The sequence below is a fragment of the Variovorax sp. N23 genome (assembly GCF_025486315.1).
Taxonomy (GTDB): domain Bacteria; phylum Pseudomonadota; class Gammaproteobacteria; order Burkholderiales; family Burkholderiaceae_C; genus Variovorax.
This window is the reverse complement of the sequence record NZ_JAOOPY010000011.1, coordinates 126,142-145,769: the sequence shown is the minus strand read 5'-3', so window position 1 is coordinate 145,769 and position 19,628 is coordinate 126,142. Positions and strand designations below refer to the sequence as shown.

Sequence of the window (19,628 nt, the reverse complement as noted above, 5' to 3'; positions counted from 1 at the left end):
GCGACAGCCGCCACAGCCGCTGACGGCAGCGCGCCGTCAGACCGGCCGGCCGGCCGCCCAGGCGATGACCTCGGGCAGCGGTGCCGGCCGCGCGAACAGGTAGCCCTGCACCAGCCGGCAATCCAGCAGGGTCAGCACTTCCAGCTCGGCCCTGGTTTCGACGCCCTCGGCCACGACGAGGATGTCGAGCGAGTTGCCCAGCTGCACGATCGAATTGACCAGCACCGCGTTGCCGGGCGAGGTTTCCAGCCCGTCGATGAAGCTGCGGTCGATCTTGACCTGTCGCACGTAGTCGCTGCGCAGCGAGGCCAGCGACGAGTAGCCCACGCCGAAGTCGTCGACCGCGATCGCCACGCCCGCGGCCGACAACGTGCTCAGACGGCCGCGCGTGGCGTGGGTGTCGAGGGCGATCTCTTCGGTGATCTCGAGCTGCAGCCGGCAGGTGGCGATGCCGCGCGCCGCCAGCGTACCCAGCACGATCTCGTCGACCGCCAGCTGGGCCATTTCGCGCGGCGACACGTTCATGGCGACCGGCACGCCGGCCAGGGGCGAACCGGGCGCATCCAGCTGTTCCATGCCCCGGCAGATTTCGTCCAGGATGTAGCGCAGCAGGTTCTCGGCGATGCCGGTGCTCGCCGCCGCGAACACCACATGCTCGGGCGAAATGCGGCCGTGCCGGGGATGCTTCCAGCGAATCAGCGCCTCCAGGCTGTGGATGCGTCCGTTCCGGACATCCATGATCGGCTGGTACCAGAGTTCGATGCTGCGCGACTGGATCGCCCCCAGCAGGTCGCGCTCCACTTCGCGGCGTGTGGCCAGTTGCAGGTTCAGCGCCTCGTCGACCACCTGATAGCGGTTGCGGCCGGCCCGCTTGGCTTCGTAGAGCGCCTCGTCGACGACGCTGATCATGTCGGTGAATTCCAGCGCGTCCGCCGTCTGGAATTTCAGGACGCCGATGCTCACGCCCAGATGGCCGCCGTAATGCGAGGTGGCGAAGGGGATGGCGCGGATCAGCGCCTCGGCCAGCATCTCCGGCGTCTTCATGCCGGCTTCCATGCTGAACAGGATGGCGAACTCGTCGCCGCCCCAACGGCCCGCCACAGCGTCCAGGCCATCGAGTTCGTTCGTCAGCCAGCGGGCCACGTCCTCCAGGACGCGGTCGCCGACCTTGTGGCCGAAGACATCGTTGACGGTCTTGAAGCCGTCCAGGTCGAGCAGCATCAGGCAGTGCGCCTGCCGGGAACGCACAGCCAGGCGGGCCGCGACGGCCTGGGTGAAGCCCTCGCGGTTGCACAGCCCGGTCAGGAAGTCGTGCGACGCGCGGTACGCCAGCGCCTGGGTCGACGCCTGCAACGACTGGTGCGCCCGGTGCAGCCGCGCAGCCAGCTCGGTCGCTTCGTTCCTGATCCGGCTGCCGGTGCGAAAGGCTTTCTCGCTGACCAGCACGCCGCGCGTGAGGCCGAGGAGGTACAGCAGCACCATGGCCGCCAGGCTGACGTTCTGGAAGCCGCCGGCGATCACCAGCGACACCATGACCGACAGCAGCGTCGGCACGATGAAGCTCAGCGGCGCCGGCGCATAGGCGCCGCCGTAGGTCACGGCGCCCGCGCAGGTGCCGCAGACGATCGTCAGGTAGAACACCGTCTCCGGCGAGGTATAGCCGTCGCACAGGAATGGCACCAGGGCCCACACGCAGCCCGAGACGCCAGCGGCGATGGCTGTCCACCGCAACTGCCGCTCGACCCAATGGGCGTTGGCCTGGCCGATATCGCCGTCCCGCGCCATCGTGGCCACCGCGCGCTCGAGGAGACGCCGGCTCGCGATGATGCGCACCCCGCTCACCAGCAGCTGCAGCATCAACCAGCCGAGCCCGATGACCGGTCGCCCCGACTTGATGGCCACCAGCGTCGCGGTCAGGCTCAGCACGATGCTGATGGGCATGCCTGCCAACACGCTGCGCCGCACCGACACCAGCTGGTCGACATGCACCATGCGTGCCAGGACTGCGGAATCTGCCGAGGCGATGGGCGTCGAGGAAGGCACGCGGTGGCTCATGAAGGAGAAGGGAAACCCGCTCCGGCACCGCGCGGTGCGCGAGTCCGGGGACCCGCGGGAGTGTACAGAGCGATTCCTGCGGCGCCGCGTCGGCCGCATCCGCGCGTCAAAAAGCACGCCCCTCGCAAGCGAGGGAGGCGTCGATCAGCGCTTGGCCAGCCCGCCGGTCGCCACCTGCGCGCGGAACGCTCGCAGCTTGGCCTTGAGCATGCGTTCGTTCGCCAGGCCGACGCGCACCATCAGCTTCTGGCCGCTCGACATCGACTCCAGGGCCGGGTCGGCGTATTCGTAGCGGGTCCAGGGCCGCTCGGCCGTGAACTCGCCGCGCACCTCGGTCAGGTGCACCGCCACCGGGCCGGTGGGCTCCGGTGCGTCGAGCAGGTGATCGATGACGGCCACCAGTCGGTCGTTGAAGTAGCGGCCCGGGTAGCCGAGCTCTTCATAGGCCTGCTGGAACAGCGGGTAGAAGCGCGCGTAGAGCGACGCCGCGCGTTCGGCGTCGACCGCCTCGATCATGCGCGTGAAGGCGGCGTAGCGCGTCGCGTTCGCCTGGCCGATGGTCGTGCGCTCCGCGCCGCCGTCGACCGTGAAGCGCTCCGGCGCCGGCTGCATCGGCCACATCCGCGATGGCGCCTGGGCACGCGGCAGGTTGTCGATCGTGGCGACCACGCGCCGCACGAAGCCGTCGACGTTGAGCAGCGTGGCGACGCGCTGAGCACCCAGCAGATCGGTCAGTGCCTTCTTGGCCTGGGCGTCCGAATCGCCCAGCGCCGGCAGCACCGCGTCGGGTTCGGCGAGCGCGTCGACCGGGTTCTGCGGGCCCGTGGCCGCGACCGGCGGCGCGGGCGGCGGCGCATCGGGGACGGCCGGCGCGGTGGCCGACGATGGTGGCAGGGGGGCCGCCGCGTTGCGCTGCGACCAGTACCACCAGCCCGCCCCGGCGGCGATGGCGATCAGGACCAGCACGACGACAGCCGTTACGGAGGACTGTCGGCCGGGCCGGAAATCGGGTTCACGCTCGGACATGGGTGCAACTTCCTTTCGGGCGCCGTGACGGCGCGGCCCTCCATTGGAAACCATGCGCCCTCGTGCGCCGTAACCTCATGTGAATGTCCAGGCTCGGTCCGCACTGCCAGCGCATGCTTTCAAGCGTAGTCGAGCGGCAACGCGGTCGTGTACTTGATCTGCTCCATGGCGAAGCTGGAACTCACGTCCGACAGTTCGACCTCGCGGATCAACCGCTTGTAGACCGCATCGTAGGCCTTGATGTCGGGCACCACGACCCGCAGCAGGTAGTCGTCGTCGCCGCTCATGCGATAGAACTCCACGATCTGCGGGATGGCCGCGACCACGGCGCTGAAGCGCTTGAACCACTTCTCGTTGTGCTGGCTGGTGCGGATGGCGACGAACACCGTCACGCCCACGTTGAGCTTGTCGGGGTCGAGCAGCGCCACGCGCTGGCGGATGTAACCCTCGCGCTCGAGCCGCTGGATGCGACGCCAGCACGGCGTGGCCGACAGGCTCACCTGCTCGCTGATCTCCTGCAGCGAGGCGCTCGCATTGACCTGCAGCAGTTCGAGGATTGCCTTGTCGATCTTGTCCATGGAGTATCCAAATCCAATATTGATGCCCAGTTGAGGAGAATTTTGCTCGATGAGGGATCGATGAGGCAAATTTCAGCAAAAGAAACCACGCCGTCCTTTCTAGACTGGACCACCGCCACAGCTTCTCCTGAAAGACCGGTCCGTTGACTTCCTTCGATTCCGAAACCGTCCTGGTACGCACCGGGCGCGACCCCTCCAGCCACGGCGGCATGGTCAACACGCCCGTGTTCCGTGGTTCGACCATCCTGTCGAATTCGCTCACCGAGTGGGAGTCGCGCAAGCTCCCCGGCAACCCCTATGCGTCGTACGGCCGCTTCGGCACGCCCACCACGCGCGCGCTCGAAACCGCGCTCGCGGAACTCGAAGGCGGCTACCGCTCCATCGTGTTTCCCTCCGGCCTCGCGGCCTGCACGCACAGCCTGCTCGCCTTGCTCAAACCGGGTGACCACGCCTTGATCAGCGACAGCGTCTATGGCCCCACACGCAGCTTCGCCACGACGGTGCTCACGCGCTTCGGCATCGACGTCGAATTCTTCGACCCGCTCGCGGGCGGCGAGATCCGCCGGCAGATCCGGCCGTCCACGCGCGTGGTGTTCGTCGAGTCGCCCGGCTCCACCACCTTCGAGGTGCAGGACATCCCCGCCATCGCCGAAGAGGCGCACAAGGTCGACGCCTTCGTCGTCATGGACAACACCTGGGCCACGCCGCTGTTCTTCAAGCCCTTCGATCACGGCGTGGACATCTCGGTGCAGGCCGCGACGAAGTACATCGTCGGCCACTCCGACGCGCTGCTCGGCGCGGCCACCGCCAACGAGCGCGCCTGGGCACTGCTGCAACAGACCGCCCACGACTTCGGCCAGACGGCCGGTCCGGACGACCTCTATCTGGCGCTGCGCGGCCTGCGCAGCCTGTCGGTGCGCCTGCACCGACACTGGGAGAACGGCGTGCTGCTGGCCGAGAGCATGGCGCGCCATCCGATGGTGGCGCAGGTGCTGCATCCGGCCCTGCCCGGCGATGCCGGCCATGCGCTGTGGCGCCGCGACTTCCGGGGTGCGAGCGGGCTCTTCGGCGTCGCGCTGAAGCCGGTCGGCCGCGAGGCGCTGGGCGTGTTCTTCGACAGCCTCGAGCTCTTCGGCATCGGCCTCTCGTGGGGTGGCTACGAAAGCCTGGCGCTGCCGGTCGACGCACCCACGCGTGCCGTCCGGCCGTGGGCGCTCGAAGGGCCCCTGCTGCGCATCCATGCCGGGCTGGAGTCGTGCAACGATCTGATGCGCGACATGCAGTCGGCACTCGACCGCATGCAGCGACACGTCTGATACGGCGGCGCCGTGGGCGCCCGCATGCTGCGTCCATCGGCCCGCCTCGTGCGGGCCGTTTGCATGGCGCGCCGCCAGCCGGCGGCGTATCGAGGTGCATCGAATCGTGCATGCCGCAGCGCGGGGCGCACCCTTTTCAGGCGCCACCTGTTCGCGCCATGATGCTGTTCGCGATGCCGGGGCACGACGGCGCGCGGAAGGCGCTGGGAAATTTTTGTCGCCGCGGCCGCCAGCGGGGCAAACGTTGTTCGCGCACAATCCCCGCCCCGGCTTCCATTGGAAATATTTTTCTCGTTATATCGATATGGCGAAAACTTATATCTAACGATCACCGAACTCTTGTTGATAAATTACTACTTGGCATGGACATTGCCTTGACAAGCCATCCCCTTCCAACGAGGACCGCATGACCCCTTCCCTCCGCTCCAGCCGCACCATCGCCCTGCTCTCGGCGGCGCTTTCCCTCTTCGTCCATGCGGCGCCTGCCGCCGCGGACGAATGGCCGACCAAGCCCGTCACGCTGATCATGGGCTTCCCTGCGGGTTCCGGCGTCGACGTCGTGGCACGCGCCATCCAGGAGCCGCTGGCCAGGCAGCTCGGCCAGCCGGTCATCATCGACTACAAGTCCGGTGCGGCCGGCAACATCGCCAGCGAGTACGTCGCGCGCGCCAAGGCCGATGGCTACACGCTGGTCTTCGGCACTGCGGCCACGCACGGCAGCAACGCGGCGCTCTACAAGAAGCTGCCCTTCGACGTGGAGGACGACTTCGTCGCCGTGGCGCCGGTGCTCGACGTGTCGAACGTGCTCACCATCAACCCCGAGGTGATGAACGTGACGACCCTCAAGGAGTTCGTCGACCTGGTGAAGGCCAACCCCGGCAAGTACAACTACGCCTCCACCGGCAACGGCGCGGGCACGCACATGGCCTTCGCGGAGTTCAATTCGCGCCTGGGCCTGCAGATGACGCACGTGCCCTACAAGGGCGGCCCCGAAGCGATCGCCTCGGTGGTCAAGGGCGAGACCTGCTGCATCATGAATCAGGTGCAGACCGTGCTGCCGCAGTACAAGGCCGGCAAGGTCCGCCTGCTGGGCGTGACGACCGCCGCGCCGGTGGCCGCCGTGAAGGAAGTGCCGACCATCGCCTCGAGCGGCCTGCCGGGCACGAAGGGTTTCGACAGCTCGATCTGGTTCGCGGTGTTCGCGCCCAAGGGCACCGACCCGAAGATCGTCGACAAGCTCAACGGCGCCCTCAGGACGGTGCTCGACGACAAGGAACTGCGCGCCAAGTTCGAGGCGCAAGGCAACACGGTGCGCATCGAGTCGCCGGCCCAGTTCAGGAAGACGGTGCACGACAACCGCGTGAAGTGGGCCGAGGTGGCCAAGGCGGCGAACATCAGCATCGATTGACCTGAAGCCGCACACCTCATGACCATGGAACTCTCCCCTACCGCACCCGGGCTGGCCGCGCTCGAGCAGCGCCTGGCCAAGGACCTCGAATGCCTGGGCTGGCCGGCCCGCGACTGGATGCCGCAGCAGGCCGCCGAAGACGGCGTGCCGGTGCTCGACGTCGCCATCATCGGTGCCGGCCAGGCCGGTCTGGCGGCCGCCTCCGCGCTGGCGCAGCAGGGCATCCACGCGGTGGTCTTCGACCGGGCGCCGCTCGACTTCGAAGGCCCCTGGGCCACCACCGCGCGCATGGAAACGCTGCGCTCGCCCAAGGAGCTCACCGGCCCCGCGCTGGGCCTGGCCGCGCTCACCTTCCGCGCCTGGTTCGAGGCGCAGTTCGGCGCCGACGCCTGGACGCAGCTCGACAAGATCCCGCGCCTGCAATGGATGGACTACCTGCGCTGGTACCGCCGCGTGATGGCGGTCGACGTGCGCAACGACACCGCCATCACCGCCGTCACGCCGCGCGCCGACGGCAAGGTGCTGCTGGCGCTGCAGACGCTGGCCGGCGATTCGCGCGTGCTGGCACGCCGCGTGGTGCTCGCCACCGGGCGCGACGGCCTGGGCGGTCCGGCCGTGCCGGCTTTCGTGCAGACGCTCGAGCGCACGCAGTGGGCGCATTCGTCGGACGTGATGGACTACGGCCAGCTCGAAGGGCTGCGCGTGGGCGTGATCGGTGCCGGCTCGTCGGCCATGGACAGCGCCGCCACCGCGCTCGAGATCGGCGCGAAGAGCGTCGACCTGCTGATCCGCCGCGACGACCTGCCGCGCATCAACAAGTCCAAGGGCGCCGGCGTACCCGGCCTGACGCAGGGCCACTTCGACCTGCCCGATGACCTCAAGTGGCGGCTGCGGCACTACATCAACGCGGCCAACGTGCCGCCGCCGCACGGCAGCACGCTGCGCGTGTCGCGCCACCCGAATGCGCGCTTCAACTTCGGCTGCCCGGTGCTGGCGGTCGAGCGCGACGGCCAGGCCATGCGCGTGCGCACGCCCAAGGGTGAGTTCGCCTTCGACTTCCTCATCGTGTCGACCGGCTTCAAGATCGACTGGAGTCTGCGCAGCGAGTACGCCGCCATCGCGCCGCATGTGCGCGCCTGGAAAGACCGCTTCGCCCCTGCGCCGGGCGCCGAGGACGCGGAGCTTTCCGATTCGCCCGACCTCGGCCCCGTCTTCGAGCTGCAGGAAAAGACCGCCGGCGCCTGCCCCGGGCTCGACCGCATCCACTGCTTCTGCTACCCGGCCACGCTCTCGCACGGCGCGGTGTCGGGCGACATCCCGGCCATCAGCGACGGCGCCCGCCGCCTGGCCAACGGGATCGCCAGCCTGTTCTACCGCGAAGACTTCGACCACCACTTCGCGCGGCTCGAGGCCTACGACGAGCCGGAACTGCTCGGCAACGAGTGGACGCCCGCCTGAACGCACCTGCACTTCTTTCGACGACGAACCTTTCCGAGAAACACATGACGAGTTCATCCCCCATCGACGTGATCGATCACGCCGTGCCCCTCGCACCGTCGCAGGCGACGCACGCCGTGCGCCACCAGCGCACCAAGGTCGTGGCCGCCACGCAAGGCAGCTACGAAGGCCTCTTCACGCCCGGGATCGAAGGCATCTCGGTGGTCGAGCGCCTGCTGACGGCCTTCCACGCCTGCCGCCTGTCGAAGGCCGACAGCCTGGCCGCGCACTACCGTGAGCGCCTGGTCGCCGAGAAGGCCGACGCCGCGCTGATCGCGGCCGTCGAGGCCGGCCGCATCGCGGTCATCGACGATGCGCGCATCGTCGCCATGCTCGGCTTCACCACCAAACTGATCGAACGCCCGATCGAGGGCGACCGCGACGCGGTGCAGACGCTGGTGAAGGCCGGCATCTCCACGCCGGCCATCGTCGCGCTGGCGCAATTGATCGCCTTCCTGTCCTACCAGGTGCGCGTCGTCGCGGGCCTGAAGGCCATGGCGGCTGCGGAGGTGAAGCAATGAACGGCGTGATCAACATCAACGGCTTCACCAACGAGGTGCTGGACTGGGAATCCTGGCTCGACACCGTCAAGCTGGAAGACGCCACGCCCGAACAGATCGCCGCACTCGACGAGATGAGCCCGACCGCCAAGCAGTCGGCCTACTTCCTGCTGCTGGCGCACCAGCCCGAGATCCTGCTGCAGCGCTCCATCGCCTTCAACGCCATCATGTTCGCGCCCGGCGGCATGCCGCGCGCCGAGCGCGAGCTGGGCGCCACGGTCGAATCGCGCATCAACGGCTGCGTGTACTGCACCTCGGTGCATGCGCAGCGCTTCGAGCAGCTGGCCAAGCGCCGCGACGTGATCGAGCAGGTCTTCGAGGACCCCTCCACCGCCGGCACGACGGAGCGCGAGAAGGCCATCGTCCAGTTCTCGGCCGAACTCACGCTGCGGCCCGATGCGCTGTCGGCCACGCATGTGCAGGCGCTCAAGGCCGTCGGCCTGACCGACATCGAGGTGCTCGACCTGGTCCATTCCGTCGCGCTGTTCGCCTGGGCCAACCGCCTGATGCTGAACCTGGGTGAGCCGATCTTCCCCGCGCCAGCCACCGCCTGACCCCCTTTCCTCTTTCTCACCGGAAGCTCCCATGAACGCCATCCTCCGCACCGCCTTGCCCACCCTGCTGGCCGCCGCACTGGGCCTCGCCGCCTCGGCCGCCCTGGCGCAGAACAAGATCGTGATCGGCTACCAGTTGCCGCTGTCGGGCGACAACTCGCAGTACGGCACGCTGTTCAAGAACTCGGCCACCCTCGCGCTGGAAGACTTCAACAAGTCCGGCAAGCTCAAGGGCAGCACGGTCGAAATCCGCTACGAAGACAGCAAGAGCGACGCCAAGGAAGGCGTGAACATCGCCAAGAAGTTCTCCGACGACCCGGCCATCGTCGGCGTGCTGGGCGACTTCAACTCCACCGTGTCGATGGCCGCAGGCCAGGTGTACGCGCAGCAGAAGGTGCCGCAGCTGTCGCAGACGGCGTCGCACCCCGATTTCCTGAAGATCAGCGACTGGCAGTTCCGCAACATCACGACGATGGAGATCGAGTCGCCCTTCATCGCCAGGTGGCTCGCCGAGAACGGCCTGAAGAAGTACGCGGTGGTCGCCATCCAGAACGACTGGGGCCTGAGCGCCGTCAAGGCCTTCACCGATGCCGCCAAGGCGGCGGGCACGCAGATCACCAGCACCGAGTTCTTCAACCCGGGCAACCGCGACTTCCGCTCGATCATCACCAAGCAGAGCCGCGACAAGCCCGATGCGATCGTGATGTTCATGTTCTACGAGGAAGGGGCGTCCTTCCTGCAGCAGCGCACGCAGCTGGGCGTGAAGACCCCCATCTACGGCGCCTCGTCGATGTACGCGCCCAAGCTCATCGAGCTGGCCGGCCCGAGCGCCAACGGCGTGAAGTTCCCGACCACCTTCGTGGCGAGCAACCCGGCCCCGAAGGTCAAGGCCTTCGTCGACGACTACAAGAAGCACTACAGCGCCGAACCCAGCATGTTCGCCGCGCAGGCTTTCGACGCCACCAACATCATGCTCGACGCCATCGTCGCGGCCGGCCCCAACCCCACGCGCCAGAAGGTGCGCGACGCGCTCGCCGCCACCAAGGGCTTCCCGGGCGTGACCGGCGACACCACCTTCGACCCGAAGACGCGCGAGCCGTCGAAGGGCCTCACGCGCATGGAAGTGAGCGCGGGCGCCTTCACGGTCGTCGCCAAGTAAGACGCGGGCCCGCATGTTCGATGCCTTCCTGGTCCAGCAGCTCGCCAACGGCCTGAGCCTCGGCCTGGTCTACGCGCTGATGGCGATCGGCTTCACGCTGATCTTCGGCGTGCTCAACGTCGTGAATTTCGCCCACGGCGAGATCTACATGCTGGGCGCCTACGCCGGCCTGTTGTTCATCACGAGCACGGCGCCGCCGCTGTTCGCGGTACTGCTGTTCGTGCTGGCGGTGGGCGCGGCGCTGGGCTTCAGCCTCGAACGGATCGCCTTCCGCCCCTTCCGCCGCTTCCGCGACGAGGCCTCGCTCAAGTCGAAGGCCATCCGCGAGGCGACGCTGCTGTCGTCGCTGGCGCTCTCCATCGTCATCCGCGAACTGGTCGAGAAGTTCTTCGGCGCCAGCATGCAGACCATTCCGCAGGACTACCTGCTGATGACGCCGATCGAGATCGGCCCGATCTCCTTCTCCAGTGGCCAGTTCGTGATCTTCGGCCTGTCGGTCGTGATGCTCGCGGGCCTGTACTTCCTGCTGTTCCGCACGCGCATCGGCCTGTCGATCCGCGCCGTGGCGAACAACCCGATGGGCGCGATGTATGTCGGCCTCAACACCGAGCGCACCATCGTCGCGACCTTCGTCATCGGCTCGATGATGGGCGCGGTGGCGGGCCTGGTCGTGGGCCTGTACCAGGGCTCGATCTTTCCGTCGATGGGCTTCACGCCGGGCGTGAAGGCCTTCGTCGCGATGGTGATGGGCGGGCTCAGCTCGATCGGCGGCGCCGTGGTGTGCGCGTTGATCCTGGGCATGGCCGAGGCGCTGACCACCACCTTCGTCGCGCAGGGCTGGGGCGACATGGTCGCCTACCTGTTCCTCCTGATCACGCTCGTCTTCTTCCCGACCGGCCTGTTCGGCGGCGGGCGCGAACGCGCCTGACGAGCGAAGGCACGACCGATATGACATACCCCCGAACCCTCACGTTCGCGCTGCTGGCGGTGCTGCTGCTGGCGGTGCCGGCCGTCGGCCTCGCGGCCGGCGGCGGCTACGTCTTCCGCATCGCGACCACCATCTGCGTGTTCTCGATCCTCACGCTCAGCGCCAACCTCATCACCGGCACCACCGGTCTGCTGTCGCTGGGCCATGCGGCCTTCTACGGTATCGGCGCGTACACGGCGGCGCTGCTGGGAACCGCACTGCACTGGCCGGTGTGGCTGACGATTCCGGTGGCCGGCATCGTCACCGCCTGCGCGGGCATTCTGCTGGCGCTGCCCACCATGCGGCTGGTCGGCATCTACTTCGCGGTCGCCACGCTGGGCGTGGGCGAGATCATCCACGTCACGCTGCTCAACTGGGTCGGCTTCACGCGCGGGCCGATGGGCATCACGGGCATCCCGTCGCTCGGCCTGCCGGGCCTGCCGGCCAACAGCGACCTGGCGGCCTACCTGGTCACGGCCCTGTGCCTGGCGGCCACCGTGGCCGTGGTGCACCGGCTGTCGCATTCGTACTTCGGCAACGCGCTGCGTGCGGTGCGGGAGGACGACCAGTGCGCCGAGGCCATGGGCCTGAACGTGGTGCGGCTCAAGGTCCAGGTCTTCGGCTTCTCCTGCTTCTTCGCTGGCGTGGCCGGTGCGCTGTGGGCGCACAGCACCGGCTACGTGTCGCCGGCCGACTTCCGCTTCTCGGAGTCGATCCTGATCATCTCGATGATCGTGGTCGGCGGCCTGGGCAGCCTGCCGGGCGCCATCATCGGCGCGGCGCTGCTGATCGGCCTGCCCGAGCTGATGCGCCCGATCGGCGACTTCCGCATGATCGTGGTCGGCCTGGTGATGTTCCTGTCGATCATGTTCCGGCCCAAGGGCCTGTTCGGCGAGGTGTCGGCCATCGAGCTGGTGCGCAAGCGCTTCGGCGCGGCCTGGCGAACGTCCGACACACTGGGCTGGCGCTGAGCCGAGGGACCCCACATGACCCATCTTCTCGACATCGACAAAGTCTCGCGCCACTACGGCGGCCTCACGGCCGTCGGCGAGTTCAGCGGCCACATCGCCCAGGGCGAGCGCGTCGGCCTGATCGGCCCCAACGGCGCCGGCAAGACCACGCTGTTCGACCTGATCACCAGCTACACCCGGCTGTCTTCAGGCGACGTGCGCTTCAAGGGCCAATCCATCTCCGCGCTCAAGCCGCACGAGGTCGCGCGCCTGGGCATCGCCCGCACTTTCCAGAACCTGCGCATCCTGCCGAACGTGACGGTGTTCGACAACGTGTCGATCGGCGCGCTAGGCCACGTGGGCCATAGCCCGTGGAACAGCCTGTTCGGGCGACGCGACATCTCGAGCCGCATCAGCGACCTCACGATGCAGGCTCTGGAACGCACCGGCCTCGAATCGCTGGCGGGCGAGCTCGCGGCCAACCTGTCCTATGGCAAGCGCAAGTACCTCGAGATCGCCCGCGCCCTGGCGCTGCAGCCGACGCTGCTGATCCTCGACGAGCCCGCGGCCGGCCTGAACGACACCGAGACGGCCGAGCTCTCGCGCTTCGTGCGGGCGCTGTCCGACGAAGGCATGACCATCCTGCTGGTCGAGCACGACATGGGCTTCGTCATGAACCTGTGCGAACGCGTGATGGTGATGGCCTCGGGCCAGAAGATCGCCGACGGCACGCCCGCCGCCGTCTCGCAGGACCCGAAGGTGCTCGACGCCTACCTCGGCACCGACATCGAGGACGACGAGCCCGTCGCCCTCGCCCTGGGAGAACCCGCATGAACGATCCGCTGCTGCGCGTCAGCCACCTAGGTGTCCGCATCGGGCAACAAACCATCCTGCACGACGTGTCGATCGAGGTGCCCCAGAGCGGCATCGTCAGCGTGCTCGGCAGCAACGGCGTGGGCAAGACCACGCTGATGCGCGCGCTCTCGGGCGTCTACAAGACCACGTCGGGCCAGGTCACGTTCGAAGGCCGCGACATCACCAACCGGCCGCCGCACGAGATAGTCACGGGCGGGCTGGCGCAGGCGCCGGAAGGTCGCCAGATCTTCTCGGCCATGACGGTGCTGGAGAACCTCAAGCTCGGTGCCGGCAAGCGCCCGGCCAGCGAGTTCGCGCACGACCTCGACCGCATGCTCACGCGCTTCCCGCGCCTGAAGGAACGCCTCACGCAGAAGGCGGGTTCGATGTCCGGCGGAGAGCAGCAGATGCTGTGCATCGCCCGCGCGCTGATGAGCCGGCCGCGCCTGCTGCTGATGGACGAACCCTCGATGGGCCTCGCGCCGATCGTCGTTCGCCAGGTGTTCGAGCTGGTGCGCGAGATCCGCGCCGAAGGCACGGCCGTGCTGCTGGTCGAGCAGAACGCACGCGCCGCGCTGCGCGTGGCCGACACCGCCTACGTGATGGACAGCGGCCGCATCGTGCTGGAGGGCGACGCCGCCAGCATGGCGAAGGACCCGCGGGTGAGCGCGGCCTACCTGGGCGGGCACGCCGCCCACTGAAGCGAGGTCAAACCAGGCCGAGATCCTTCGGGGCCATGCCCGCGAAGACGCGGTCCAGCTGTGCCGGCGACAAGGCGTCGCCCCTCAGGCGCTCTGCGTCTGCGGCGCGGCGGCGCCGGCGATCTGCCGCAGGGCGCGCTCGAACACCTCGACCGGCTGCCCGCCCGAGATGAGGTGCTGGTCGTTGATGATGACCGCCGGCACCGAATGGATGCCGGCTTCGGTGTACATGCGCTCGCGCTGGCGCGTCTCTTCGGCGTACTCGTCGCTCTCGAGGATGGCGCGAGCCCGCGCAGTGTCGAGCCCCGCATCGGCCACGGCACGCAGCAGCACGTCGTAGTCCGACGGGTTGTCGCCGTCGGTGAAGTAGGCCTGCAGCAGCCGCTTCTTGAGCGCCTTCTGCAGCGCCTCGCCCTCCAGCGCGGCCCAGTGCAGCAGGCGGTGCGCGTCGAAGGTGTTCCAGATGCGCTTGCGCTTGTCGAGACCGAAGGTGAAGCCGACCGCAGCGCCGCGCTGGCGGATCGCCTCGGCGTTGGTGCGCGCCTGCTCGGCCGAGATGCCGTACTTGCGCGTCAGGTGCTCGATGGTGTCTTCGCCCTCGGGCGCCATCTGCGGGTTGAGCTCGAAGGGCTGGAAGTGCAGCTCGGCCGTGACGTCCGGCGCCACCCGCGCCAGCGCGGATTCCAGCGAAGTCAGCCCGATGGCGCACCAGGGGCAGGAGACGTCGGAGACGAAGTCGATCTTGAGGTGAGCGGTCATGGGCGGGATTTTCTCCGGGTTCGTCGGATGCGGAATCGGGCCCCTCATGATGCCCGGCCCGCGGGCACGGGGATCGCGGGCCGAAAGATTCCCCACTGGCCGAATGCCCATCGAACGCCCGGCTGCCCAGGGTAAACCACGAACACTCAAGTATTCACAAGCGCCATAGGATGGCTGCCGGGGCGACATCGTCCCAGCCGGAGGAACCATGGCCACCGAAGGATTCGTCTTTTCGAGCGAAGCGAGAAAAGCGTACGTGCCCGGAACGCCCCTCTTCGTCTGGATCGGCGACCTGCCCGTGGGAACGGTCAAGAGCGTGAAGATGTCGCGGGATGGCCGCACCCTGGTGCTGCAGAACTTCGACTACGCGCCGACCTTCGTCTCGCCGAGCATCGCCCTGCGCAAGCTCATCTTCCTGGAACTGACCGCCTTCCTGGCCGAGAACGCCGCGCCGGGTTTCAAGATCGTCTATCGCTTCGAGCATCGGACGACCGCCGATATCGACGGCATCGCGCTCGCCAACGCCCGGGCAAGGATGCTCGAAGGCATCGGCGCGACCCTGTCGAGCGTCGCACCGCGCATCGGATCACGGGGTGACGGCCACTTCGTGGTCGATGCGACCTGGCGGCACAGCGATACCAATCTCGCCAAGCTGCGCGCGACGGTGTTGGCCACCCGCGCCGAATACGCCAAGGAAAGCGGTGGGACCTGGCTGAAGAGCCTGGCGGCCCGGATCAAGCGAGGGCGCGGCGGCGCGGAATGATGCAGGCCGGTGACGGCCGGGCGTCATGCCGTCCGCATCAACCCGCGCCGCAGCACTTCTTGTATTTCTTCCCGCTCCCGCAGGAACACGGGTCGTTGCGCCCCGGCGTGGCTTCCTTGCGGATCGTCTCCACGCGCGGGCCCAGGCTCTTCCAGAGCTGGCGCAGGTCGTACACCGCCCAGATCGCCTCGCCGAAGTCGTCGAGCCGACGCTGGCTCACGCTGGGCGGGCCGTCCTCGGCGAACATCGACAGCTCGGGCTTGCCGGTGTCGTCCTCGGTCAGGGCGACGATGGATTGCAGCGCGTCGTCGAGCATGCCGGCGGCTTCCTTGTCGCGCGGCGCGGCCCAGTCGTCGGGGAAGTTCTCGACGGCGTACATGAAGCCCAGCGCCCACACCTGGGCGAAGGACGGGATGGCCTCGCCCTCGACCTCGGCGCGCTCTTCCTCGGGCAGCGACGCGATGGCGCCGCGGGTGTCGAGCACCTCGGGCTGAAAGCTGCGGTCGTCGTCGAGCGCCTGCACGTCGGCGTCGAGCGCCTGCTCGATCTCCTGCCAGCGACGCTTCCAGTGCCAGACGAACTCCATCTGCTGCGCCGGCACGAAGCTGTCGCCCAGCAGCACCGGCCAGTATTCGGACGGCGCGATGGGGCGGCGGGCGCACACGAGCGCGGCGAGGAAGCCCTCGCAGAATTCCCATTGCGGGATCTCCTCGTCCTTCTCGCGCATGGCGTCGAGCAGGGTGTCGAGCAGGTCGAAATCCTCGGGGCCGAGGGCCTCGCGGTCGGTCGAGGGGGTGGGCGCGTCGGGCGCTGCGTCGGGATTCGTGGTCATGGAGATGGCGGATTGGGCCCTCTATGATGCAGCAGGCTTCGGGAGACCCCCTATTTCGACCCCCACGTTTTCCATCTTTCCGGCCCGCTACACGGCCTTCGTCCTGTGCCTCGTCGGGCTCGCGGCCAGCCTGGTCGCCGTCGTCGCGCTGCCGCAGGCCTGGTTCGGCTGGGTCGCGCTGGCGGCGTTCGCCACGCTCGCCGGCACCGGCGTGCACGACCTGCGGCAGGCGCGCCATGCCATCCTGCGCAACTACCCGGTCATCGGCCACCTGCGCTTCCTGCTGGAGTACATCCGGCCGGAGATGCGCCAGTACTTCATCGAGAGCGACAGCGAAGCCGCGCCCTTCTCGCGCGCGCAGCGCTCGCTGGTCTACCAGCGCGCCAAGGGCGAGCCCGACAACCGGCCCTTCGGCACGCAACTCGACGTGACCATCGCCGGCTACGAGTGGATCAACCATTCGATGCAGCCGACGTCGCTGGCCGACCACGATTTCCGCATCGTCATCGGCGGCACGCCCAACCCGGCCACGCCGTCGGGCTTCACCTGCACGCAACCCTACAGCGCCAGCGTCTTCAACATCTCGGCGATGAGCTTCGGTGCGCTGTCGGCCAACGCGGTGCTCGCGCTCAACAAGGGCGCGAAGATGGGCGGCTTCGCGCACGACACCGGCGAAGGCTCGATCTCGCAGCACCATCGCGTGCACGGCGGCGACCTGATCTGGGAGATCGGCTCGGGCTACTTCGGCTGCCGCAATGACGATGGCAGCTTCAGCGAGGAGCGCTTCATCGTGAACGCCCGCGACCCGCAGGTGAAGATGGTCGAGATCAAGCTGAGCCAGGGTGCCAAGCCCGGCCACGGCGGCGTGCTGCCGGGGCCGAAGGTGACAGCAGAGATCTCGGCCGCGCGCGGGGTGCCGATCGGCGTCGACTGCATCTCGCCCTCGTCGCACAGCGCCTTCTCGACGCCGATCGAGATGATGCATTTCGTCGCCCGGCTGCGCGAGCTGTCGGGCGGCAAGCCGACAGGCTTCAAGTTCTGCGTGGGCCACCCGTGGGAATGGTTCGCCATCGTCAAGGCGATGCTGGCCACCGGCATCACGCCGGACTTCATCGTGGTCGACGGGGCCGAGGGCGGCACCGGTGCGGCGCCGGTCGAGTTCATCGATCATGTGGGTGCGCCGCTGCAGGAAGGCCTGCTGCTGGTCCACAACACGCTGATCGGCGTCGGCCTGCGCAGCCGCATCAAGATCGGCTGTGCCGGCAAGGTGATCACCGCCTTCGACCTGGCGCGGATGATGGCGCTGGGCGCCGACTGGTGCAACGCGGGCCGCGGCTTCATGATGGCGCTGGGCTGCATCCAGGCGCAGAGCTGCCACACCGGCCACTGCCCGACGGGCGTGACCACGCAGGACCCGGTGCGCCAGCAGGCGCTGGTGGTGCCCGACAAGGCCGAGCGGGTGCGCAACTTCCACCGCAGCACGCTGCATGCGTTGCAGGAACTGGTGCAGGCCGCGGGGCTCGACCACCCGCAGCAGATCACCGCGCACCACATCGTGCGGCGCATCTCCGACACCGAGGTGCGCCTGCTGAGCAACCTCGTGATGCAGGTGCAGCCCGGCGCCCTGCTCGGCCCGCTCGACCACCAGCACACCGTGTTCCGCACGTACTGGCCGCTGGCCAGCGCCCACAGCTTCCAGCCGATGGCGCAGCACATGCCCGACCGGGTCGACCAGGCGCTGGCCGCATGACCCCTTGGCGACGCGGCGACGGCGGACGCATCCGGATGCGCAAGGGCATCGCATCGGCGCCCGCGCCACTGGAGGCGGGCGCGCCTGAGGCGACGCCGGGCGACTACGCCGAATTCCTGCGCAGCATGCTGCCGCGCCAGCCGCAGCCGGTCGCCAGCCACCGCCTCGGCGCCGAGCGCGTCTGGCTCAAGAAGGCCGGGCCGCGCCACGGCAAATGGGGCTACCGGCTGCTGGGGCTGATTGCCCGCCTGCTCCGGCTCGACGTGCTCACGCCGGTGCCCAACCCGGGCGGCGAGGCGGCCATTGCCATCGAAGGCCGGCGCCTGCGCGAGCTGGGCGCGGCCGGGCTGCGCGTGCCGACCGTGCTGGCGCAGCAGACCGACGGCCTGCTGATATCCGACCTGGGCCAGAGCCGCGCCACCGTGGTGGTGCTGCGCGAGCGGCTGGAGCAGGCCGCCGCCGTCGGCCCCGCCGCCCTGCTGGCCGCGTGGCGCGACGGCCTGGACGCCATCGCGACCGTGCATGCGAACGGCCTCTACCTGAGCCAGGCCTTCGACCGCAACCTGGTGCAGTGCCCGGACGGCGTGATCGGCTACATCGACTTCGAGGATGACCCCGGCGAGACGCTGGGCCTGGCCGAGTGCCAGGTGCGCGACTGGCTCAGCTACCTGCACTCCACCGCGATGATGGTGCGCGCCGCCTCGCCCCAGGCCGCCGGCGACCATTGGCACGCCGTGCAGGCCGACGCCAGCGACCCGGTGCGCGAGCGCATCGCCCACGCCGCACGGCGCATGCGCTGGCTGCGGCATCTGCCGCAGGGCCGCCGCTGGGGCCGCGACACGCAGCGGGTGCGCGCGTCAGCGCGGCTGCTGGGGCGCTGGTACACGACCGGCCTCTGAGCGCGCCCACCGCCGCAGGCGGCTCAGCCGCCGAATTCGGCGCCGGCTTCGATCGCGGCCCGCAGGTCCGGCGGCAGGTCGACCGAACGGTGGGTCTCGAGCGAGGTCGTGACCAGCACCTGCTCCACGCGCATGCGCAACTCCTCGCTGCCATCGGCCGCGCGGCCGATGCAGCGCAGGTCGAGCGTCAGCGAACGGCCGCCCAGCCGCTTCACCACCAGCGTCAGCCAGACGCGGTCCCCCATGCGGCTGACCGCGCGGAACTCGGCCTCCAGCCGCACCGTCGGCAGCCCGATGCGGCGCTCGACGATCAGCCGCCGATAGCCCACGCCCAGGCCTTCCTCGATCCAATCCTCGACCAGGCCGTTGAACATCACGAAGTACTGCGGGTAGAAGACGATGCCGGCCGGATCGCAGTCGGAAAACCGGATGAGCCGCTCGCGCATGAAAGGCTTTGTGCTCATGCCTCTTCCCGCAGCAGGTGCACCCGCAGCGCCCCCAGTTGGGCATGCAGTTGCTGCACCGTGGCACCGTCGAGTGCCGAGAACATCCCGAGGATCCACTGCTCGTGTTCCTTGGCCATCGCCTCGAAGGTACGCCGGCCCTGCGGCGTGAGGCTCACGATCCAGGAACGGCGGTCGTCCGGGCTGCTCCGGCGTGCGACGGCCCCCTCGCGCTCGAGCTCGTCGGTGAGTGCGGTCACGTTGCCGCCGGTCACCATCAGATAGCGCGAGAGCGCCCGCATCGAGAGTCCGTCACGATAGCGATGCAGCTGGGCCAGGTAGTCGAAGCGCGCCAGCGTGATGCCGAAGCGCTCGCGCAGCCGGGTCCGGATCTCGCGCTCGATCTGGGTGGTGGTGGCGAGCATGCGCAGCCAGAGCCGCAGCACGGCATGGTCGCCGCTGCCGGCACGCGCCTCATGGCCGAGCTCGCTGGCGCGGCTGAGCAGCGCATGCGACGGATCGTGGGGCTTCATGGCATGTCTCCGTGCGGCACAGG

20 protein-coding genes are annotated in these 19,628 nt (G+C 68.7%); 13 read left to right on the top strand and 7 right to left on the bottom strand.

Features of this window, described 5'->3' with window-relative positions; translation table 11 throughout:
* Positions 1 to 36: 36 nt before the first annotated feature.
* The 3 genes from N8A90_RS17330 to N8A90_RS17320 form a co-directional block, all read right to left on the bottom strand.
* A complete protein-coding gene (locus tag N8A90_RS17330; RefSeq protein ID WP_262076221.1) occupies positions 37 to 2,043 on the bottom strand; it encodes a putative bifunctional diguanylate cyclase/phosphodiesterase in 2,007 nt (668 codons plus the stop codon).
* Between the two features lie 156 nt (positions 2,044 to 2,199).
* Positions 2,200 to 3,081 carry a DUF3014 domain-containing protein gene (locus N8A90_RS17325; protein ID WP_262076220.1) on the bottom strand — a complete coding sequence of 294 codons (882 nt, stop codon included), beginning with the start codon at positions 3,079 to 3,081 and terminating at the stop codon, positions 2,200 to 2,202.
* A 119-nt stretch (positions 3,082 to 3,200) separates the two neighbouring features.
* Positions 3,201 to 3,659 carry an Lrp/AsnC family transcriptional regulator gene (locus N8A90_RS17320; protein ID WP_262076219.1) on the bottom strand — a complete coding sequence of 153 codons (459 nt, stop codon included), beginning with the start codon at positions 3,657 to 3,659 and terminating at the stop codon, positions 3,201 to 3,203.
* A 143-nt stretch (positions 3,660 to 3,802) separates the two neighbouring features.
* On the opposite strand from N8A90_RS17320, the gene metC reads away from it, so the two are divergent.
* The 10 genes from metC to N8A90_RS17270 all read left to right on the top strand — a co-directional run bounded on the left by metC (position 3,803) and on the right by N8A90_RS17270 (position 13,626).
* Positions 3,803 to 4,975, top strand: coding sequence for a cystathionine beta-lyase (gene metC / locus N8A90_RS17315; RefSeq protein ID WP_262076218.1), 1,173 nt, complete (start codon positions 3,803 to 3,805; stop codon positions 4,973 to 4,975).
* Positions 4,976 to 5,381: 406 nt separating this feature from the next.
* Entirely contained in the window at positions 5,382 to 6,383 is a 1,002-nt protein-coding gene (locus tag N8A90_RS17310) for a Bug family tripartite tricarboxylate transporter substrate binding protein (RefSeq protein WP_262076217.1), read from the top strand.
* Between the two features lie 24 nt (positions 6,384 to 6,407).
* A complete protein-coding gene (locus tag N8A90_RS17305) occupies positions 6,408 to 7,841 on the top strand; it encodes an NAD(P)-binding domain-containing protein (protein ID WP_410087698.1) in 1,434 nt (477 codons plus the stop codon).
* A 44-nt stretch (positions 7,842 to 7,885) separates the two neighbouring features.
* Positions 7,886 to 8,401, top strand: a complete 516-nt coding sequence (locus N8A90_RS17300; protein WP_262076215.1) for a CMD domain-containing protein — start codon at positions 7,886 to 7,888, stop codon at positions 8,399 to 8,401.
* Complete coding sequence (locus N8A90_RS17295; RefSeq protein WP_262076214.1) at positions 8,398 to 8,994, top strand: peroxidase-related enzyme; 597 nt, start codon at positions 8,398 to 8,400, stop codon at positions 8,992 to 8,994. Before N8A90_RS17300 ends, N8A90_RS17295 begins: the two co-directional genes overlap by 4 nt.
* Before the next feature lie 31 nt (positions 8,995 to 9,025).
* Positions 9,026 to 10,153 (top strand): ABC transporter substrate-binding protein, encoded by a 1,128-nt coding sequence (locus tag N8A90_RS17290; RefSeq protein WP_262076213.1) that lies wholly within the window; start codon positions 9,026 to 9,028, stop codon positions 10,151 to 10,153.
* Positions 10,154 to 10,166: 13 nt separating this feature from the next.
* Entirely contained in the window at positions 10,167 to 11,081 is a 915-nt protein-coding gene (locus N8A90_RS17285) for a branched-chain amino acid ABC transporter permease (protein WP_262076212.1), read from the top strand.
* Between the two features lie 20 nt (positions 11,082 to 11,101).
* Entirely contained in the window at positions 11,102 to 12,091 is a 990-nt protein-coding gene (locus N8A90_RS17280) for a branched-chain amino acid ABC transporter permease (RefSeq protein WP_262076211.1), read from the top strand.
* 15 nt (positions 12,092 to 12,106) lie between these two features.
* Positions 12,107 to 12,904 (top strand): ABC transporter ATP-binding protein, encoded by a 798-nt coding sequence (locus tag N8A90_RS17275; protein ID WP_262076210.1) that lies wholly within the window; start codon positions 12,107 to 12,109, stop codon positions 12,902 to 12,904.
* A gap of 8 nt (positions 12,905 to 12,912) precedes the next feature.
* Positions 12,913 to 13,626 (top strand): ABC transporter ATP-binding protein, encoded by a 714-nt coding sequence (locus N8A90_RS17270; RefSeq protein WP_410087700.1) that lies wholly within the window; start codon positions 12,913 to 12,915, stop codon positions 13,624 to 13,626.
* Between the two features lie 84 nt (positions 13,627 to 13,710).
* On the opposite strand, the gene N8A90_RS17265 is transcribed toward N8A90_RS17270, so the two are convergent.
* Positions 13,711 to 14,385: a DsbA family oxidoreductase gene (locus N8A90_RS17265; protein ID WP_262076208.1), complete on the bottom strand. Its 675-nt coding sequence runs from the start codon at positions 14,383 to 14,385 to the stop codon at positions 13,711 to 13,713.
* 208 nt (positions 14,386 to 14,593) lie between these two features.
* On the opposite strand from N8A90_RS17265, the gene N8A90_RS17260 reads away from it, so the two are divergent.
* Complete coding sequence (locus N8A90_RS17260) at positions 14,594 to 15,148, top strand: hypothetical protein (RefSeq protein ID WP_262076207.1); 555 nt, start codon at positions 14,594 to 14,596, stop codon at positions 15,146 to 15,148.
* Between the two features lie 37 nt (positions 15,149 to 15,185).
* On the opposite strand, the gene N8A90_RS17255 is transcribed toward N8A90_RS17260, so the two are convergent.
* Entirely contained in the window at positions 15,186 to 15,980 is a 795-nt protein-coding gene (locus N8A90_RS17255; RefSeq protein ID WP_262076206.1) for a UPF0149 family protein, read from the bottom strand.
* 4 nt (positions 15,981 to 15,984) lie between these two features.
* Between N8A90_RS17255 and N8A90_RS17250 the strand changes: the two genes are divergently transcribed.
* Positions 15,985 to 17,730 carry an FMN-binding glutamate synthase family protein gene (locus tag N8A90_RS17250; protein WP_410087699.1) on the top strand — a complete coding sequence of 582 codons (1,746 nt, stop codon included), beginning with the start codon at positions 15,985 to 15,987 and terminating at the stop codon, positions 17,728 to 17,730.
* Positions 17,727 to 18,629, top strand: coding sequence for a hypothetical protein (locus N8A90_RS17245; protein ID WP_262076204.1), 903 nt, complete (start codon positions 17,727 to 17,729; stop codon positions 18,627 to 18,629). The genes N8A90_RS17250 and N8A90_RS17245 overlap by 4 nt, the downstream gene beginning before the upstream one ends.
* Positions 18,630 to 18,652: 23 nt before the next feature.
* Here the strand turns inward: N8A90_RS17245 and N8A90_RS17240 are convergent, their stop codons facing one another.
* Complete coding sequence (locus tag N8A90_RS17240) at positions 18,653 to 19,093, bottom strand: acyl-CoA thioesterase (RefSeq protein WP_262076203.1); 441 nt, start codon at positions 19,091 to 19,093, stop codon at positions 18,653 to 18,655.
* On the bottom strand, positions 19,090 to 19,605 hold the full coding sequence (locus N8A90_RS17235) for a MarR family winged helix-turn-helix transcriptional regulator (protein ID WP_262076202.1): 516 nt from the start codon (positions 19,603 to 19,605) through the stop codon (positions 19,090 to 19,092). The genes N8A90_RS17240 and N8A90_RS17235 overlap by 4 nt, the downstream gene beginning before the upstream one ends.
* Positions 19,606 to 19,628 lie beyond the last annotated feature (23 nt).

Excerpts from the sequence above, each read along its gene's own strand:
- N8A90_RS17325 (WP_262076220.1), bottom strand. The coding sequence starts at position 3,081 with ATGTCCGAGCGTGAACCCGATTTCCGGCCCGGCCGACAGTCCTCCGTA.
- N8A90_RS17320 (WP_262076219.1), bottom strand. The coding sequence starts at position 3,659 with ATGGACAAGATCGACAAGGCAATCCTCGAACTGCTGCAGGTCAATGCG.
- N8A90_RS17310 (WP_262076217.1), top strand. The coding sequence starts at position 5,382 with ATGACCCCTTCCCTCCGCTCCAGCCGCACCATCGCCCTGCTCTCGGCG.
- N8A90_RS17305 (WP_410087698.1), top strand. The coding sequence starts at position 6,408 with ATGGAACTCTCCCCTACCGCACCCGGGCTGGCCGCGCTCGAGCAGCGC.
- N8A90_RS17300 (WP_262076215.1), top strand. The coding sequence starts at position 7,886 with ATGACGAGTTCATCCCCCATCGACGTGATCGATCACGCCGTGCCCCTC.
- N8A90_RS17295 (WP_262076214.1), top strand. The coding sequence starts at position 8,398 with ATGAACGGCGTGATCAACATCAACGGCTTCACCAACGAGGTGCTGGAC.
- N8A90_RS17290 (WP_262076213.1), top strand. The coding sequence starts at position 9,026 with ATGAACGCCATCCTCCGCACCGCCTTGCCCACCCTGCTGGCCGCCGCA.
- N8A90_RS17285 (WP_262076212.1), top strand. The coding sequence starts at position 10,167 with ATGTTCGATGCCTTCCTGGTCCAGCAGCTCGCCAACGGCCTGAGCCTC.
- N8A90_RS17280 (WP_262076211.1), top strand. The coding sequence starts at position 11,102 with ATGACATACCCCCGAACCCTCACGTTCGCGCTGCTGGCGGTGCTGCTG.
- N8A90_RS17275 (WP_262076210.1), top strand. The coding sequence starts at position 12,107 with ATGACCCATCTTCTCGACATCGACAAAGTCTCGCGCCACTACGGCGGC.
- N8A90_RS17265 (WP_262076208.1), bottom strand. The coding sequence starts at position 14,385 with ATGACCGCTCACCTCAAGATCGACTTCGTCTCCGACGTCTCCTGCCCC.
- N8A90_RS17260 (WP_262076207.1), top strand. The coding sequence starts at position 14,594 with ATGGCCACCGAAGGATTCGTCTTTTCGAGCGAAGCGAGAAAAGCGTAC.
- N8A90_RS17255 (WP_262076206.1), bottom strand. The coding sequence starts at position 15,980 with ATGACCACGAATCCCGACGCAGCGCCCGACGCGCCCACCCCCTCGACC.
- N8A90_RS17250 (WP_410087699.1), top strand. The coding sequence starts at position 15,985 with ATGGCGGATTGGGCCCTCTATGATGCAGCAGGCTTCGGGAGACCCCCT.
- N8A90_RS17245 (WP_262076204.1), top strand. The coding sequence starts at position 17,727 with ATGACCCCTTGGCGACGCGGCGACGGCGGACGCATCCGGATGCGCAAG.
- N8A90_RS17240 (WP_262076203.1), bottom strand. The coding sequence starts at position 19,093 with ATGAGCACAAAGCCTTTCATGCGCGAGCGGCTCATCCGGTTTTCCGAC.
- N8A90_RS17235 (WP_262076202.1), bottom strand. The coding sequence starts at position 19,605 with ATGAAGCCCCACGATCCGTCGCATGCGCTGCTCAGCCGCGCCAGCGAG.